Source organism: Xanthomonas sp. NCPPB 2586 (assembly GCF_041475775.2).
Taxonomy (GTDB): domain Bacteria; phylum Pseudomonadota; class Gammaproteobacteria; order Xanthomonadales; family Xanthomonadaceae; genus Xanthomonas; species Xanthomonas campestris.
In genome coordinates this window covers 3560097-3577634 of sequence record NZ_CM192981.1, presented here as the reverse complement: position 1 = coordinate 3577634, position 17538 = coordinate 3560097, and the positions used below count along the sequence as shown (strand labels likewise).

The 17538-nt window shown below is 63.6% G+C and carries 12 protein-coding genes and 1 tRNA gene; 12 read left to right on the top strand and 1 reads right to left on the bottom strand.

The features are described 5' to 3' along the window. Position 1 precedes the first annotated feature (1 nt). The 11 genes from ileS (at position 2) to ACCQ09_RS15470 (ending at position 13948) form a co-directional block, all read left to right on the top strand. Positions 2-2833 (top strand): isoleucine--tRNA ligase, encoded by a 2832-nt coding sequence (ileS, locus tag ACCQ09_RS15520; RefSeq protein WP_040941635.1) that lies wholly within the window; start codon positions 2-4, stop codon positions 2831-2833. 267 nt (positions 2834-3100) lie between these two features. After that, on the top strand, positions 3101-3604 hold the full coding sequence (lspA, locus tag ACCQ09_RS15515) for a signal peptidase II (RefSeq protein WP_011036354.1): 504 nt from the start codon (positions 3101-3103) through the stop codon (positions 3602-3604). A 135-nt stretch (positions 3605-3739) separates the two neighbouring features. Beyond that, positions 3740-4690 (top strand): 4-hydroxy-3-methylbut-2-enyl diphosphate reductase, encoded by a 951-nt coding sequence (gene ispH / locus ACCQ09_RS15510; protein WP_040941634.1) that lies wholly within the window; start codon positions 3740-3742, stop codon positions 4688-4690. A 184-nt stretch (positions 4691-4874) separates the two neighbouring features. Next, positions 4875-4950, top strand: a tRNA-Thr gene (locus ACCQ09_RS15505). A gap of 354 nt (positions 4951-5304) precedes the next feature. After that, the gene (gene cyoA, locus ACCQ09_RS15500; protein WP_103702634.1) at positions 5305-6240 is read left to right on the top strand and encodes a ubiquinol oxidase subunit II; all 936 of its coding nucleotides are present in this window, start codon (positions 5305-5307) and stop codon (positions 6238-6240) included. Next, positions 6240-8240: a cytochrome o ubiquinol oxidase subunit I gene (gene cyoB, locus ACCQ09_RS15495; protein WP_228423640.1), complete on the top strand. Its 2001-nt coding sequence runs from the start codon at positions 6240-6242 to the stop codon at positions 8238-8240. The genes cyoA and cyoB overlap by 1 nt, the downstream gene beginning before the upstream one ends. Then, on the top strand, positions 8237-8872 hold the full coding sequence (gene cyoC, locus ACCQ09_RS15490; protein ID WP_172666290.1) for a cytochrome o ubiquinol oxidase subunit III: 636 nt from the start codon (positions 8237-8239) through the stop codon (positions 8870-8872). The genes cyoB and cyoC overlap by 4 nt, the downstream gene beginning before the upstream one ends. Then, positions 8872-9207 carry a cytochrome o ubiquinol oxidase subunit IV gene (gene cyoD, locus ACCQ09_RS15485; RefSeq protein WP_011036359.1) on the top strand — a complete coding sequence of 112 codons (336 nt, stop codon included), beginning with the start codon at positions 8872-8874 and terminating at the stop codon, positions 9205-9207. Before cyoC ends, cyoD begins: the two co-directional genes overlap by 1 nt. A 155-nt stretch (positions 9208-9362) precedes the next feature. Then, positions 9363-11243: a M61 family metallopeptidase gene (locus ACCQ09_RS15480; RefSeq protein ID WP_228428134.1), complete on the top strand. Its 1881-nt coding sequence runs from the start codon at positions 9363-9365 to the stop codon at positions 11241-11243. 601 nt (positions 11244-11844) lie between these two features. Further along, on the top strand, positions 11845-13236 hold the full coding sequence (gene radA / locus ACCQ09_RS15475) for a DNA repair protein RadA (protein WP_012438953.1): 1392 nt from the start codon (positions 11845-11847) through the stop codon (positions 13234-13236). 325 nt (positions 13237-13561) lie between these two features. Continuing rightward, complete coding sequence (locus ACCQ09_RS15470; RefSeq protein WP_011036362.1) at positions 13562-13948, top strand: DUF805 domain-containing protein; 387 nt, start codon at positions 13562-13564, stop codon at positions 13946-13948. 473 nt (positions 13949-14421) lie between these two features. Here ACCQ09_RS15470 and ACCQ09_RS15465 read toward each other — a convergent pair whose 3' ends face one another. Then, a complete protein-coding gene (locus tag ACCQ09_RS15465; protein ID WP_029217108.1) occupies positions 14422-15207 on the bottom strand; it encodes a winged helix-turn-helix transcriptional regulator in 786 nt (261 codons plus the stop codon). Positions 15208-16107: 900 nt separating this feature from the next. On the opposite strand from ACCQ09_RS15465, the gene ACCQ09_RS15460 reads away from it, so the two are divergent. Beyond that, positions 16108-17463 carry a helix-turn-helix transcriptional regulator gene (locus ACCQ09_RS15460; RefSeq protein ID WP_016944964.1) on the top strand — a complete coding sequence of 452 codons (1356 nt, stop codon included), beginning with the start codon at positions 16108-16110 and terminating at the stop codon, positions 17461-17463. Positions 17464-17538 lie beyond the last annotated feature (75 nt).

Here is a 17538-nt window from a genome sequence, read left to right as displayed (position 1 = left end):
CGTGACCCAAGACTACAAAGCCACACTCCATCTGCCCGCCACGGACTTTCCGATGCGCGGCGACCTGCCCAAGCGCGAGCCGGCGATGCTGGAGCGCTGGGAGCGCGAGGGGCTGTACGCACAAGTGCGTGCCAATGCCGCTGGCCGTCCGCTGTTCGTGCTGCACGACGGCCCGCCGTATGCGAACGGGCAGATCCATCTGGGTCACGCGGTCAACAAGATCCTCAAGGACATCATCGTCAAGTCCAAGTACCTGGCTGGCTTCGATGCGCCGTACATCCCGGGCTGGGACTGCCATGGGCTGCCGATCGAAATCGCGATCGAGAAAAAGTTCGGCAAGGTCGGCGTGAAGCTGGACGCCGCGCAGTTCCGCCAGAAGTGCCGCGAGTACGCGACCGAGCAGATCGACCTACAGCGGCGCGATTTCAAGCGCCTGGGCGTGATCGGCGACTGGGACAACCCGTACAAGACGCTGGACTTCCGCTTCGAAGCCAATGAAATCCGCGCGCTGGCCAAGGTCATCGACAACGGCCACCTCACACGCGGCGTCAAGCCGGTGCACTGGTGCTTCGACTGCGGCTCGGCGTTGGCCGAGGCGGAAATCGAATACGCCGACAAGGTGTCGCCGACGGTGGATATCGCCTATCCGGCACGCGATCCGGCGGCCGTCGCTGCAGCATTCGGCGTCACGCTGTCTGCGGGTACGCAGGTGGCGGTGCCGATCTGGACCACCACGCCCTGGACGCTGCCGGCCTCGCTGGCGGTGAGCCTGGGCGCGGAACTGGACTACGTGCTGGTCGAAGGCGCGGCCGACCACGGCCAGCCGCGCTGGTTGGTGATCGCCGAGGCGTTGGCCGGCAAGGCGCTGGCGCGCTACGGCGTCGATGCAGTGGTGGTGCATGGCCACGCCAAGGGCGCAGCGCTGGACCAACTGCTGCTGGCGCACCCGTTCTATGCCGAACGCGACATCCCGCTGATCCTGGGCGATCACGTCTCCGACGACGACGGTACCGGTGCGGTGCACACCGCGCCGGGCCACGGCCAGGAGGACTACCAGGTCTCCAAACAGTACGGTCTGCTGGAGCGCTACAGCGCCGCGCAGATCAACCCGATCGACGGGCGCGGCGTGTATCTGCCGTCCACCCCGCCGCTGGGCGACACCGTGCTGGCCGGGCTGCATATCTGGAAAGCCAACGACGTCATCATCGATGCGTTGCGCGACACCGGCGCGTTGCTAGCCGCCAGCAAGATGGAGCACAGCTATCCGCATTGCTGGCGCCACAAGACGCCGATCGCCTTCCGTGCCACGCCGCAGTGGTTCATCTCGATGGAGCAGGCCAACCTGCGCGCCGATGCGCTCAAGGCCATCGAAACCGTGCATTGGTATCCGTCGTGGGGCCAGGCGCGGATCGCCGGCATGATCGACGGGCGTCCGGACTGGACCATCTCGCGCCAGCGCACCTGGGGCGTGCCGATCGCGTTGTTCGTGCACCGCGAAACCGGCGAGCCGCATCCGCGCAGCACCGAGCTGATGCGGCAGGTGGCCGAACGGGTGGAGCAGGGCGGCGTGGATGACTGGTACACGCTGGACGCGGCCGAGCTGTTGGGCGATGAAGCCGGCGACTACGACAAGATCACCGACATCCTGGACGTGTGGTTCGACTCGGGCGTGACCCATGAAACAGTGCTGGTGGATCGCGGCCTGCCCAAGCCGGCCGACCTGTACCTGGAAGGCTCCGATCAGCATCGCGGCTGGTTCCAGTCCTCGCTGCTGACCGGCGTGGCGATGGACAAGGTCGCGCCGTACAAGCAGTGCCTCACCCACGGATTCACTGTGGACGAGCACGGCCGCAAGATGTCCAAGTCGCTGGGCAACGGGATCGAGCCGCAGGAAATCATGCGCACGCTGGGCGCCGACATCCTGCGCCTGTGGATCGCCTCGGCTGATTACAGCAACGAGATGTCGCTGTCGCAGGAGATCCTCAAGCGCAATGCCGATGCGTACCGTCGCTTGCGCAATACCGCGCGCTTCCTGCTTGGCAATCTGCATGGGTTCGACCCGTTGCAGCATCTGGTGGCGCTGGACGACATGGTGCTGCTGGACCGCTGGATCGTGCATCGCGCCCACGAGCTGCAGGAGAAGATCACTGCCGCGTATGCGCGCTACGACTTCGCCGAGATCGTGCAGGGGCTGCTGAATTTCTGCAGCGTGGACCTGGGTTCGCTGTACCTGGATGTCACCAAGGACCGCCTGTACACGATGGCCGAGGATGCGCGCGGCCGCCGTTCGGCGCAGAGCGCGATGTATCACGTGGCCGAGGCGTTCGTGCGCTGGATTGCGCCGGTGCTGAGCTTCACCGCCGAAGAGCTGTGGGCGTACCTGCCTGGCGAGCACTCCGGCAACGTGCTGTTCGCCACCTGGTACGACGGGCTGGCGCCGATGCCGGCGGACGCTGCACTGACCAGCGCCGACGTCGACAAGTTGCTGGCGCTGCGTGAGCAGATAGCCAAGGTGCTGGAGCCGATGCGTGCCAATGGCGCGATCGGCGCGGCGCTGGAAGCGGAAATCACCGTGGCCGCCGACGCGCAGACCGCCGCGCGCTGGCAGCCGCTGAGCGATGAGCTGCGTTTCCTGTTCATCAGTGGCGACGTCACCGTGACCGCGGCCAGCACCGACGACATCTTCGTCAGTGCGCAGCCCACCACCAAGGCCAAGTGCGTGCGCTGCTGGCACCACCAGGCCAGCGTGGGCAGCGACCCGCGGCACCCGGAGTTGTGCAGCCGCTGCGTCAGCAACATCGAAGGCCCGGGCGAGGAGCGTCGCTGGTTCTGATGCGGCTATCGCGTGGCGGCGTGTTCGGCGCCGCCGCGTCCGCTTGCAGGGGTTGAGTCGCCCGGCTAGCTGGGCTGTCGGCGCGGTTCTGTTGGGCAGCCATCGTTCCTCAGTTTGCCCTGCAGCCGGCCCTGCAGCTGAAGCCCGGCGCGCAGTCCGGCATGGGGCAGGTCGGTTGGTTGTCCCGTGCGTGCCATCCTGTGTTGTTCCCGCCATCCAGGCCTCTTCTCCGCCACGGAGAAGGCCTCCTACTTGCGATATTTCGACATGAGCCAACGACCCAACCCGTCCGCCCTGATCTGGTTACTGCTTTCGGCTGTCGTGATCGGCCTGGATCAGTGGAGCAAGGCCTGGGTGCTGTCCAGCCTGCCCGAATACACCCCGGTGCCGGTCATCGACGGGTTCTGGAACTGGTACCGCACCTACAACACCGGGGCAGCCTTCAGCTTCCTGAGTGATGCCGGTGGCTGGCAGCTGTGGTTCTTCACCGCGCTGGCGGTCGGCATCAGTGGCCTGCTGGCGTTCTGGCTGTCGCGCACCGCGCGCGGCGACTGGCGCAGCGCAGTGCCGTACGCGCTGGTCATCGGCGGGGCGATCGGCAATGTGATCGACCGCCTGATGCACGGCCACGTGGTCGATTTCATCCAGTGGTATGTCGGCGAGCACACCTGGCCGTCGTTCAATATCGCCGACTCGGCAATCGTGGGTGGCGCGATCGGCATCGCACTGTTCGGTTTGTTCGACGGCAAGCGCAGTCGAAAAGCGGGATAATCCCGATCCATGCCCGCTGCGGCGCTGCCTTGACGGGCACGCCGCAGCAACGCGCCGGGCGCCGCGTTGTCGGCGGCCGCGCCCCCTGTTGAAAACGTCCGGCCATCGCGGCCGGGCCGTCGAGAGAAAAAGCTTATGGACGTCCTGCTCGCCAATCCCCGCGGCTTCTGCGCCGGTGTCGACCGCGCGATCGAGATCGTCAAGCGTGCGATCGAGACGCTGGGTGCGCCGATCTACGTGCGCCACGAGGTGGTGCACAACCGCTTCGTGGTCGACGACCTCAAGCAGCGCGGTGCCATCTTCGTCGAGGAACTGGACGAAGTGCCGGACGACGCCACGGTGATCTTCAGTGCCCACGGCGTCTCCCAGGCCGTGCGCGTGGAGGCCGAACGGCGCGGGCTGAAGGTGTTCGATGCAACCTGCCCGCTGGTAACCAAGGTGCATTTCGAAGTCGCCCGCCATTGCCGCGCCGGCCGCGACGTGGTGCTGATCGGCCATGCCGGGCATCCGGAAGTGGAGGGCACCATGGGCCAGTGGAGCCGCGAGCGCGGCCCCGGGCAGATCTACCTGGTCGAAGATATCGAGCAGGTCGCCACCTTGCAGGTGCGCCAGCCGGGGAACCTGGCCTATACGACCCAGACTACGCTGTCGGTGGACGACACCATGGGCATCATCGAGGCCTTGCGCGTGCGCTATCCGGCCATGCAGGGGCCAAAGCATGACGACATCTGCTACGCCACGCAGAACCGCCAGGATGCGGTGCGCGACCTGGCGCGGCAGTGCGATTTGGTGCTGGTGGTCGGTTCGCCCAACAGCTCCAACTCCAACCGGCTCAGTGAGCTGGCGCGCCGTGACGGGGTGGAGTCCTACCTGATCGACAACGCCAGCGAGATCGACCCGGCCTGGATCGTCGGCAAGCAGCATATCGGCCTGACCGCAGGCGCCTCGGCGCCGCAGGTGCTGGTCGACGGCGTGCTGGCGCGGCTGCGCGAGCTCGGTGCCAATGGCGTGTCCGAACTGGCGGGTGAGCCGGAGTCGATGGTGTTCGCGCTGCCCAAGGAGCTGCGGCTGCGGCTGGTCAGCTGAGGCGGGAGGCGCGCGCCAGGTCATCGGCGAAACATCCGCGCAGTTGCCTCACCGGCTCGGGTGAAGCCGGGCGCTGCGGAGGAGGGCGCAACGATCGCGGCGGCTGACACGCAGGTGCGTGGCATAGCCGCGACGCCCAAGGCGATTGACCGCAGCGGCGCTCCGCTCCTACAATTCACGGCTCGCCGGAATAGCTCAGTTGGTAGAGCGGCGCATTCGTAATGCGTAGGTCGTAGGTTCGATTCCTATTTCCGGCACCATCGCATCATCACTGGGTCGACCTTTGGTCGGCCCAGTTGCGTTTGGGCGCTGTGCGCGTCGACGCTGGAATTTTAAGAGCATCGCGTAGGTTCTCTGCCCACTGCACGACGGCCGCAACTGGCCGCATTCCCTGCACTTTGACGCGCTGCGACAACATGTCGCACACATCTGCGCGCATTCATTGCGATGGATCATTGCCAATGGGTTTCGTGCAGGTGCAGCAAAGACTAAAATTAGGGAGCTAACCCGTGTCTTCGATCTGGGCCGCCATCTCCACCGGGAGCGGGCTGTTCAAAACGCCGCTGGCGGATCAGACGAACGAGGCTGGCGTTCCTTCGCACTTGGATCGACCGATGATTCCGTTGAAACATCTCGGGCGTGTACTTCGTCCAGGTCTGATGTTGCCGTTCCTGCTGTTGGCAGGCTGCAACTCGGCCATCCTCAATCCGAAAGGCCAGATCGGCCACGACGAGAAGCAACTGCTGATCACCTCGGTGGTGCTGATGCTGATCGTGGTGATCCCGGTGATCGTCATGGCGATTGCGTTCGCGTGGAAATACCGCGCGTCCAACACCAAGGCGCGCTACGAGCCGGATTGGTCGCACTCCACCGCGATCGAGGTGGTGGTCTGGTCGATCCCGTGCGTGATCATCCTGGTGCTGGCGGTGCTGACCTGGCGCTCGTCGCATGCGCTGGACCCGTACCGGCCGCTGGATTCGGACGTCAAGCCGCTCAACATCGAGGCGGTGTCGCTGGACTGGAAGTGGATGTTCATCATGCCCGACCAGAACATCGCGACGGTCAACGAAATCGCCGTGCCGGTGCATACGCCGCTGAACTTCAAGATCACCTCCGATACGGTGATGAATTCGTTCTTCATCCCGCACCTGGGCACCATGATCTACGCGATGGCTGGCATGGAAACCAAGCTGCACCTGGTGGCCAACGAACCGGGTGAGTACTTCGGCCTGTCCACCAACTACAGCGGTCACGGCTTCTCGAAGATGAGCTTCACCGTGCACGCCACCGATCAGGCCGGCTTCGATGCATGGGTGGCCAAGGTCAAGGCCTCGCCGAAGGCGCTGGACGCCGCCGAGTACCAGGTGCTGGCCGCCAACCGCAACGACAAGGAACAGTATCCGGTCACCTACTACTCGTCGGTGCAGGACGGCATGTTCCGCTCGCTGGTCGACAAATACATGAATGGTCCGGGCCACAGTAAAGGCCATGGCGACCATCAGGCATCGGCTGCAGAGCCCGTTGCCATGTGCACTTCTGGAGACAAGTGATGCTAGGCAAACTTACGATCGAGGCGGTTCCGTACCACGAGCCGATCATCATGATCGCCCTCGGTGGCGCCGGCCTGCTTGGCCTGCTCATCGCGGGTGCCATCACCAAGTACAAGCTGTGGGGCTACTTGTGGAATGAGTGGTTCACCTCGGTGGATCACAAGCGCATCGGTGTGATGTACATCATCGTGGCGCTGGTCATGTTGCTGCGCGGCTTTGCCGACGCGGCCATGATGCGCACCCAGCAGGCGCTGGCCGGTGGCGGTGGCGAAGGCGTGCTGCCGCCGCACCACTACGACCAGATCTTTACCGCGCACGGCGTGATCATGATCTTCTTCATGGCCATGCCGTTCATGACCGGCCTGTTGAACCTGATCGTGCCGCTGCAGATCGGCGCACGCGACGTGGCGTTTCCGTTCCTGAACTCGCTGAGCTTCTGGCTGTTCGTGGCCGGTGCGGCGCTGATCAACATCTCGCTGGGTGTTGGCGAGTTTGCGCAGACCGGTTGGCTGGCGTATCCGCCGTTGTCGGGGCTGGAATACAGTCCAGGCGTTGGCGTGGACTACTACATCTGGGCGTTGCAGGTCTCCGGGTTAGGCACGTTGCTGACCGGCGTGAACTTCTTCGTGACGATCATGCGCATGCGCGCTCCGGGCATGACCCTGATGCGCATGCCGATTTTCACCTGGACCGCGCTGATCACCAACATCCTGATCATCGCTGCGTTCCCGATCCTGACCGTGGCGCTGGCGCTGCTGGGTGCCGACCGTTACCTGGGCACGCACTTCTTTACCAACGACGGTGGCGGCAACGCCATGATGTACGTCAACCTGATCTGGATCTGGGGTCACCCGGAGGTCTACATCCTGATCCTGCCGGCGTTCGGCATCTTCTCCGAGTTGATTGCCACCTACAGCCGCAAGCGCCTGTTCGGCTACACCTCGATGGTCTATGCCACTGCGTGTATCGGCGTGCTGTCGTTCGTGGTGTGGTTGCACCACTTCTTCACCATGGGCTCGGGTGCCAACGTCAATGCCTTCTTCGGCATCACGACGATGATCATCTCGATCCCGACCGGCGTGAAGATCTTCAACTGGCTGTTCACCATGTTCCGCGGTCGCGTGCACATGACTTCGCCGGTGCTGTGGACGATCGGCTTCATCATCACCTTCTCCATTGGTGGCATGACCGGCGTGATGCTGGCCATCCCGGCCGTGGACTTCGTGCTGCACAACAGCCTGTTCCTGATCGCCCACTTCCATAACGTGATCATCGGCGGTGTGGTGTTCGGTTACCTGGCAGGTCTGACCTATTGGTTCCCGAAGGCGTTCGGCTTCAAGCTCAACGAAAAGCTGGGCAAGGCCTCGTTCTGGTGCTGGATCATCGGCTTCTTCGTGGCCTTCATGCCGCTGTACGTGCTTGGCTTCATGGGCATGACGCGCCGCATGAACACCTACAACCACCCCGAGTGGGCGCCGTGGCTGTACGTGGCCGCCGCAGGTGCAGCGATCATCGGCCTGGGTATCTTCTTGAACCTGGTGCAGATCGCTTACAGCGTCTGGAAGCGCAAGGACAACATGGACCATACCGGTGATCCGTGGGATGGCCGTACGCTGGAATGGGCGACCTCCTCGCCGCCGCCGTTCTACAACTTCGCCGTGCTGCCGCACATCGATGACCGCGACCAGTTCTGGGGCGACAAGCAGAATGGCAAGGGCTGGGTGCGTCCGTCCTCGTACGAGCCCATCCACATGCCGCGCAACACCGGTGCAGGCGTCTACATCGCCGCCTTCAGCGTGCTGCTGGGCTTTGGTCTGACCTGGCACATCTGGTGGCTGGCCATCATCGGCCTGGCGGGCATGATCGGCAGCTTCATCGCCCGGTCCTTCGATGACGACATCGATTACTGGGTGCCGGCCGAGGAAGTGAAGCGCATCGAAGACGCGCGCTTTGCCAAGCTCGAACAGCAACATGCGGCTCAGGCCGCGAAGGCGATCTGACCATGTCCTCCACGACCACGCTTGACCACCACGGCGCCCACGCGGGCGGCCACGATCACGACCACGAGCATCACGACGGCGGTGGCAACACCGTCTTCGGGTTCTGGGTCTACCTGATGAGCGACTGCCTGCTGTTCGCGGGCCTGTTCGCCACCTACGCGGTGCTGTCCGGCGCCACGGTGGACGGACCGACGGCGAAGGAGCTGTTCGACCTGAAGTTCGTGCTGGTGGAAACCTTCCTGCTGTTGTTCAGTAGCTTGAGCTTCGGCTTCGCCATGATCTCCGCGCACAAGCGCAAGATGGCCGGCCTGTACGGCTGGCTGGCGGTCACCGCGCTGCTGGGTATCGGCTTCCTGTGCATGGAAATCTGGGAGTTCAACCACCTGATCCATGAAGGTGCCGGCCCGGGGCGTAGTGCGTTCCTGTCGGCCTTCTTCTTCCTGGTGGGCACCCACGGCCTGCACGTGGCGTCAGGCTTGTTGTGGATGGCGGTGCTGGTGATCCAGATCTCCAAGAACGGCCTGACCGCGCGCAACAGCACGCGTCTTGCCTGCCTGAGCCTGTTCTGGCACTTCCTGGACATCATCTGGATCGGTGTGTTCACCGTCGTCTATCTGCTGGGAGCGCTGTAATGGCCAATCACCACCACACCGAAAACGCTGCCGACGCGCATGCCGGCGGTCTGAAGTCCTACCTGATCGGCTTCGTCATGGCCGTGATCCTCACCGTCATCCCGTTTGCGATGGTGATGAGCGGGGCGTTCTCCAAGGGCGTCACCGTCATCGTGATCTCGGTGATGGCTGCCGTGCAGATGCTGGTGCACATGGTGTACTTCCTGCACATGGACCGTACGCCGGAGCAGCGTTCCAACGTGCAAGTGGGCCTGTTCTCGCTGCTGATCATCGGCATCGTGATCGTGGGTTCGCTGTGGGTGCTGCACAACATGAACGTCAACATGATGCATTGAGACGGCAGCCACGCCGGATCACTGAAAGCCGCCGGAGCTCCGGCGGCTTTTTTTTGCCCGGCAATCCATCGCAGCATGACCAATGGCATACGGGGGAAGCGCTGGCGTGCGCTTAGCATCGAAGGCTGCCTGATCCAGGTCCCAACGGAATCGCGATGAACGTCCCCACTGTCTTGTCCTTGTCGCTGCTCGCGGCGCTGTCCCTGCCTGCCGCCGCACAGACCGCCGCGCCGCAGGATGTGCCGTTCGAAGGCACCTTGAAGATCGACGTCGATGCCACCGATCTGCAGCACCGCATCTTCAAGGTCAAGACCACCATGCCGGCCACGCCGGGCCCGATGACGCTGCTGTATCCGCAGTGGATCCCGGGCAACCATTCGCCTACCGGCCCGATCGACAAACTGGCCGGTCTGGTGATCAGGGTCGATGGCAAGGTGGTGCCCTGGACGCGCGACCAGTTCGATGTCTACGCCTTCAAGGTGGACGTGCCGCAAGGCGCCAGCGAGCTGGTGGCCGAGTTCAAGTTCCTCTCGCCGCAGGCCAGCAGCCAGGGCCGGGTGATGATGACTCCGGAAATGCTCAACCTGCAGTGGAACACCACGGCGCTGTATCCGGCCGGCTACTTCGCGCGCAACATCAAGGCGCAGGCCAGCGTGACCCTGCCGGCGGGCTGGAGCTATGCCACGGCCATGGAAACCGAACGCCGCGTGGGCGACACGGTGACCTTCAAGCCGATCGATTTCGATGACCTGGTCGACTCGCCGATGTTTGCCGGCAAGTACTACAAGCGGGTGGAATTGAGCGCCGGCAAGCAGCCGGTGTATCTGAACGTCTTTGCCGACGAAGCCAAATCGCTGGACGCCAAGCCCGAGCAGATCAAGGCGCACGCCGCGTTGGTGCAGCAGATGGACAAGCTGTATGGTGCGCGGCATTTCGACCACTACGAATTTTTGCTGGCGCTGACCAAGAAGCTGGGCGGCATCGGCCTGGAGCATCACCGTTCCAGCGAGAACAGCGGTGCACCGAACTACTTCACCGAGTGGGACAAGAGCTGGACCGGGCGCGACTTGCTGGCGCATGAGTTCAACCATTCGTGGAACGGCAAATACCGCCGCGGTGCGGATCTGGCGACGCCGAATTTCAACGTGCCCATGGGCGACAGCCTGCTGTGGCTGTATGAAGGCCAGACCCAGTTCTGGGGCGAAGTGATGTCGGCGCGCTCCGGCCTATGGACGCAGGAACAGGCACGCGAAGTGCTTGCCGGCGTAGCCGCCCAATACGAGCGTGGCCGCCCCGGCATGGCGTGGCGCACGGTGCAGGACACCACTAACGACCCGACCATGTCGATGCGCCGCCCCAAGGCGTACCGCAACTATCAAATGTCGGAAGACTATTACTCCGGCGGCCAGATGATGTGGCTGGAAGTGGATAGCAAGCTGCGGGCGTTGACCAACAACAAGCGCTCCATCGATGACTTCGGCAAGGCGTTCTTCGGCATGAAGAACGGCGATTGGGACGTCAATCCGTACACGTTTGATGACATCGTCAGCACCCTCAACGGCGTAGCTGCTTTCGACTGGGCGAGCTTCCTGCGCAGTCGCATGGATGGGCATGGTTCGTTGATCGGCGGCATCGAAGCCAATGGCTGGAAACTGGTCTACAACGACGAGCCGAACCTGGCCACCAAGACCGACGAGAGCGACGACAAGGACGCCAGCCTGACCTATTCGCTTGGCATGTCGTTGAAAGCCTCGGGCGATATCAGCGATGTGCTTTGGGACGGCCCGGCCTTCAATGCGGGCCTGATCACGGGCAATACGATCGTGGCGGTCAACGGCCGCGCCTTCAGTAGTGACGTGATCAAGGACGCGATCACCGCCGCCAAGGGAACCACCGTGCCGATCGAGCTGCTGGTCAAGCGACTCGACCGCTACGACACAGTGCGCATCGACTACCACGGCGGGCTGCTGTATCCGCATCTTGAGCGGATTGCCGGCAAACCGGACCGTTTGAGCGAGCTGTACAAGGCGCGTTGAATGGAGCGCTGCGCCGGCATCCTGCATGCGTGCAGGATGCCGGTGTAGAGCTGGATGATCGTCGATGGATGAGCGGTGCTTGTTCGGCTGAAGCAGTCTGGTGCGTGGGCGTCGCTCGTTCACCTTGCCGCTCGCTGGGTGCGCTGTTTGCAAATGTCGTAGTGGTTTAGATGCGCCTTTTCAGGGCCTTTGTTCGCGCGAGGCATGCCGCCGTATCTCGCTACGCGGAGTGACGGCGCCATCCCGGCTTATGTCTGGGTGCCGGAACCATCTGCGTGCGTTTCCTGCATCAATGCCTGAGCGACTCCATGCATGCCGCAGGCGGGTAGTTTTTGTCGCGAGCTGCGAGCAGCATTCTTGAATCCCGAATCCCGAATCCCGAATCCCGAATCCCGAATCCCGAATCCGCGACGCGCAGTGCGCTCGGCATCGGGACTGAGTAATCGAATGGCTTGCATCAACGGTCGATGCCGCACCGGCTGGACCCGCAACCGCTGACACACCACACCGTGATTGGCTGACGCCAGTCTCCGGCTCAGGTCGCGCGCGGTGAGACCCGCCGCAGCTATGCTTCGGCTTCAGAAGCAACGGCAAGAAGATGATGGCGAAGGCGAAGACGGCCTATGTCTGCGGCGAATGCGGCGCCGAGTACACCAAGTGGCAGGGACAGTGCACCGAGTGCGGGGTGTGGAACACGCTCAGCGAGATCGTGCTGGAAAGCGCCACGCCCGCTGGCAAGGCCTCGCCGGCGGCCTCGCGGCGCAGCGGCTGGGCGGGCAAGACCGAAGCGCCCAAGATCACCGCGCTCAAGGATGTGCAGCAGTCCGAGCAGGCGCGGGTGTCCACCGGCATCGGCGAGTTCGATCGTGTGCTTGGTGGCGGCCTGGTCGAGGGTGCGGTGGTCCTGATCGGCGGCGACCCGGGTATTGGCAAGTCGACGTTGTTGCTGCAGGCGCTGGCCAGCATGGCCAGCACGCTGCCGGTGTTGTACGTCACCGGCGAAGAATCGCTGGCCCAGGTGGCCGGGCGCGCGGTGCGGCTGGACCTGCCACTGGAAGGGTTGAATGCGCTGGCCGAAACCGGGATCGAGAACATCCTGCAGCACGCCAGCGTGGCGCGGCCCAAATTGATCGTGGCCGATTCGGTGCAGACGCTGTGGACCGAGTCGCTGACCGCGGCACCCGGCTCGGTCAGCCAGGTGCGCGAGAGCGCTGCGCGGCTGGTGCGCTATGCCAAGGAAACCGGCACGGCGGTGTTCCTGGTCGGGCATGTCACCAAGGAAGGCGGCATCGCCGGCCCGCGCGTGCTCGAGCACATGGTCGATGCGGTGCTGTATTTCGAGGGCGAAAGCGGCAGCCGCTTCCGCTTGCTGCGTGCGTTCAAGAACCGCTTCGGTGCGGTCAACGAGCTGGGCGTGTTTGCGATGGGTGAGAAGGGCCTCAAGGAGGTCTCCAACCCCTCGGCGATTTTCCTTTCCGGCGGCAGCACCCATCAGCCGGGCAGTTGCGTGATGGTCACCCGCGAAGGCACGCGTCCGTTGATGGTGGAGGTGCAGGCGCTGGTGGATGCCTCGCCGTTGTCCAATCCGCGGCGGGTCGCCGTGGGGCTGGAGCAGAACCGCCTGGCGATGTTGCTGGCGGTGCTGCACCGGCATGGCGGCATCGTGGTCGGTGACCAGGACGTGTTCGTCAACGTGGTCGGCGGTATCCGGGTACAGGAGACCGCCGCCGACTTGCCGGTGCTGCTGGCGGTGTTGTCGTCGTTGCGCGACCGGCCACTGGCCGAGAAGACGATCGCCTTCGGTGAGGTGGGGTTGTCGGGAGAGATTCGCCCGGTTCCCAACGGCGAGGACCGCCTGAAGGAGGCGGCGACGCACGGCTTCAAGCGCGCGATCGTACCCAAGGCCAATGCGCCGAAGGCGTCCAGCATCAAGGGCATGGAGATCGTTGCCGTGGAGCGATTGAGCCAGGCCCTGGAAGCGGCGGCGGAGTAAGCCCGCAGCCGCCACCGACGTTGTCGCTAAGTCGCTGCCTGGTTGCTCGCCTCTACCGGGCTCGCTGTTGCGGGCGGCGCAGGCGCTGCGCCTCCACGTTCTGCAAGCTGCAGCTCTCCCCAGCGACAAGTGCGATGGGGGGCGTGCGGCCGTGCGGGTCAGCAGCAGCGCCAGGCCCGACCGCTCGTCGGACAGCGCCAGCCATACGCGCCAGAGCGTAAAGAAAACGTTTTCACCAGACTGCGGCTATGGCACCATGCGCGGCCCGTTGCACTGTGCACCGGATCACACACACCGCTTATTGCTCGTCACCAGGAGACTCACGATGGAATGGATGTTGCTGCCGCTCAAGCGTTATGCCGACTTCAATGGTCGTTCGCGCCGCAAGGAATATTGGATGTTCATGCTGCTGCAGGCCATCATCCTGCTGGTGCTGGGTGGTCTTTTCGGCATCGCAGCGGCAGTGGGCGGCGGCGATAACGGCCCGGGCGCGCTGGCCTGGGTGGTCTTCGCGATCATGGTGATCGTGATGCTGGCAATGGTGGTGCCGAGCATTGCGGTGAGCGTGCGTCGCTTCCACGACCAGGGCAAGTCTGGCTGGTTCTATCTGATCAGCCTGGTGCCTTACCTCGGCGGCTTCATCGTGTTGGTGTTTATGTGCCTCGAAGGTACGCCCGGCCCGAACGAGTACGGCGAGAGCCCGAAGCAGTAAGTTCTTCTAAACTGCAAAAAACAGCGGCGCCAAGGGAAACCTGGCGCCGTTGTCGTTTATGGGTGTTTGCATCGGTGCGGTAATGCAATGGCAGCAGCGGGGGTTGCCATGCGGCGCAAGCTTGATCAGGAGCGGCGGGGGATCTGGCGAGAACGCCGCCTTGTTGCTGGACATCAACGCTCTGCAGGGATGGCCAATATTTCCGGTGTCGGCGATGCCGCAACGACGGCGGCCGAAGCACTGCTCCATGCGGCGCTTCGGCCTCGCATTACTGACATTGCTGCCTCGAACGTACACGTCTGCGCTGACTGCGAAGCCCAAGTCTTCATGAGCCGTCGCAACACGAACGAACCCCATCGACCGTGCGCGTGACGTCGCGCCCGTGCAGCCAAACACTCTGACTCAGGCGAGCTCCGTCAAGACGCCAGCAACGCCTGCACCGGTGCGTTATCTCCAAGCAGAGCAGCCGCAGCTCAGCAAGCTGCGGTGCGATTGACCGTATTGGACGTCATGCCCTTGGAGGGTGCCGCCGTGTTGCCGTCCGACAGCGCCAGTTCGAGCTTGTAGCCATGCGAATACACGGTGCGAATGCGCACTGCGCCACTGTGGTTGCACAGCCGCAGTTTCTTGCGCAGCTTGTAGATGTGCTGTTCCATGGTGCGGTCGGTGAACTCGGTATGGCTACCCCAGACTGCCTTGGCCAGCTGGCAGCGGCGGAAGCACACGCCCGGATTCGAAAACAGCAGCCAGGCGATGGAGAACTCGCGCGCGGTCAAGGCAATCGCGGTTTCGTGCAGGTACACCGTGTTCTTCTCGCGGAGCAGCTGATACGGGCCCACCTTGATCTGCTGGGCCTGGATGCAGGTGGCTGCCATCGGCCAAATGGCGAGCGATGCGCGCACATGCAACTCGTGTGAGTTGACTGGCAGGCTGAGCACTTCGTGGGCGCCGGCGCGATACCAGGCCAGCAAGTCGTCGGGGCACTCGAAACGGCCCAGCACAATCAGTGGGGTGGGGTGACCACTGTGGCAGCGCTGCCAGGCGAGCAGGGAACTGTCGTCCGATGCCACGCAATGGGCATCGAAAACCAGAAGCTCGCACGGCGAGTGGCGCAGGCAGCGCAGCAATTCGAGTTCGTCTGAAAAGATGGTGACCTCTGGGACCAGAGTCGCCAGGCTGGCGTTGATCTGTGATGCCAGCCGCGCGTCCTGCGTCAGTACGAATGCCGATCCTTGGCGGTCATTCGCAGCGGCGTCCATCACTCGCGCGCCCACGCCGGCGGTACGGGCGCAGCCCAGACCATGGAACTGAGCACAACAGGCTTACTAAAGGTATCCAGGCACATAGCCATATCACTCGACCGCTTCGGGGGGATCTGACCTGCGTCAGACGAATGGTATGTACCATTGCGGAGGCGAAAAGTTTCGTTGCCTAGCGCGAATTCCGATCAGCGGAGTCATCCGCTTTAGCGGGTGGTCAGTTAGCCGCAACACAGCTCTTACTCTCTAGTTATGCAATCGTCGTCTGACGCATAGGGCTGGTTGGGGCGTTTTAATTCGGTCGGGTTGCTGCACACAAAACCCCATGCTGGAGCGGCGGCATGCCAACGTGCAGGTGTAGACCAAGGTATAGAGATTTTGCTGACTCTCTGCGCGAGAAAGAATATCTCGAGGGACTTAACTATCGCGCCGCTGAACAAAATGCTCTTGTAATTACAGGTGGACCGGCGAATCGCCGGAAAACAGCGTGTGCCCTCATTGCACTGGATTAACGGCCATTTGACATTGAGCGCGAGCGATCGCAGATGTTTAGCGCGCCTTCGCGCATCTGCGTGCCGAACACCGCATCCGTACGCCCACGCATCGTCCTGTGATGCACCGTCAAGATACGCCGGCGCATCGTCTGGCCTTCGTCGCTACGCAGGTGCGGGATCCACTTCGCAGTTTGCAAGACAGAGTGAGAATTTTTGAATTTCTAGCTGCTTCGAAGTGAGAAATTCTATTGGATCCGCTGCATACAATCGTTTGCGCCCACCACAACGGCGCCTTTTGTTGTTTTTGCTCCTCCCCTTCAGAGAGCCCGGCATGATCCTTTCGACCTACTTCGCAGCGATCTCTGCGTTGTCTTACGCAGACCGTCTTCCGATCTATACGAGCAGGATGCTTGTTGGTGCTTGGCCACAGGGTCTGCAGCACCTCCAGCAACGTCGCGAGGGGCAGGCAGCTCCGGATGGCAGCGACGACGAAGTCGCATTGCTGGGCGCCAGCGCCGATGCCTTGTTGATTCTGGAGTATCAGGAAGAGGCAGAGGATGCCTATCGGCAGGCGTCCAAGGCGATGCGTGGGCACCAGCGGCAGCTGCGCCTGCTGTCGTGCCGCAACACCGCGTGGCTGATGTTGAGCCAGCGCCGGCTGAGTGCAGCGCTCAATTGCTTTGCGCAACTGGCCATGGACCGCGATACCCCGGCGGTGCTGTGTGGCGAGAGCCTGCTCGGCAAGGCGCTGACCCACTTCCACCTGGGCCAGAGCACCCTGGCACTGCAGACGCTGGAACGCGCGCAAGAGGTGGTTTCCGAGCTGGAGCTCGGTGCGGCGGACTGGACGCGTGTGGTCGGCGCGCTGCGTCTGGACCTGATCGCCCAGCTGCGGATCCGGCGCGGCGAGCGCATGAGCGACCACGTGTTCTGGCAGGCCACGCTGCGCCAGGAAGATGCCGCGCATACCTTCGAGGCCAGCGAGCTGCGTGCCTGCATCGCCGATCTGTCCGAGAGCATGCCGGTGCTGGCGCAACGCATGCGCCATGTGCGCAATCTGCTGCGCATTGCTGGTGGAGACATCTTCGGCTTCGACGCGCAGATCGATGCCTTGCCCGCAGCGGCCACCGGTTGCCCGCCATGCGCGCGGCAGGATGCGCAAGTGGAGCTGGCGCTGGCCGCATTGGCGGTTGGGCGTGCGGACCTGGCCGAACGCGCGCTGGCCGGTGCCGGGCGCCATCACGCGCCGCGCTGGAACCTGGAGTTCGAGTATTGCCAGGCCAAGATCAGCCAGGCACTGGGACGTGCCGAGCAAGCCTTGCTGCTCTACAACCGCTACGCCCTGGGGGCTGTGCAATGCCTGCGCAGCGAGGTCCAGGCGCCGCGGTTGCTGGAAAGCGGCACACCGGCGCATGTCAGCGATGACATTTCCGCCCGCCTGCCGGCCAAGTACCGGCGTGCCTACGCGTACATGATCACCAATGCCCATCGATCGGACCTGTCGATCAACGAGGTCGCCGCGCAGATCGGGGTGACCGGGCGCGCGCTGCAGCAGGCCTTCAAATCAGCGACCGGCTTGTCGCCGACCCAGGTGCTGCGCCGGTATCGCATGCAGGGCATCCGCGATGAACTGTTGGCCGATGGCGGTTGTGGCAGCGTGCTGCAGGCGGCGAGCCGCTGGGGTGTGGGCAGTCGCTCGGCGCTGGCCAAGGGCTATCGCCAGCATTTCAATGAAGCGCCGATGGAAACCCTGCAACGCTAAGCAGGCCGCTGCCCTGCAGCAATGCAGGGCAGCGGTGAGCGGGTAGAGGGGTGGCACGCGGCGGCGATGCGCCCC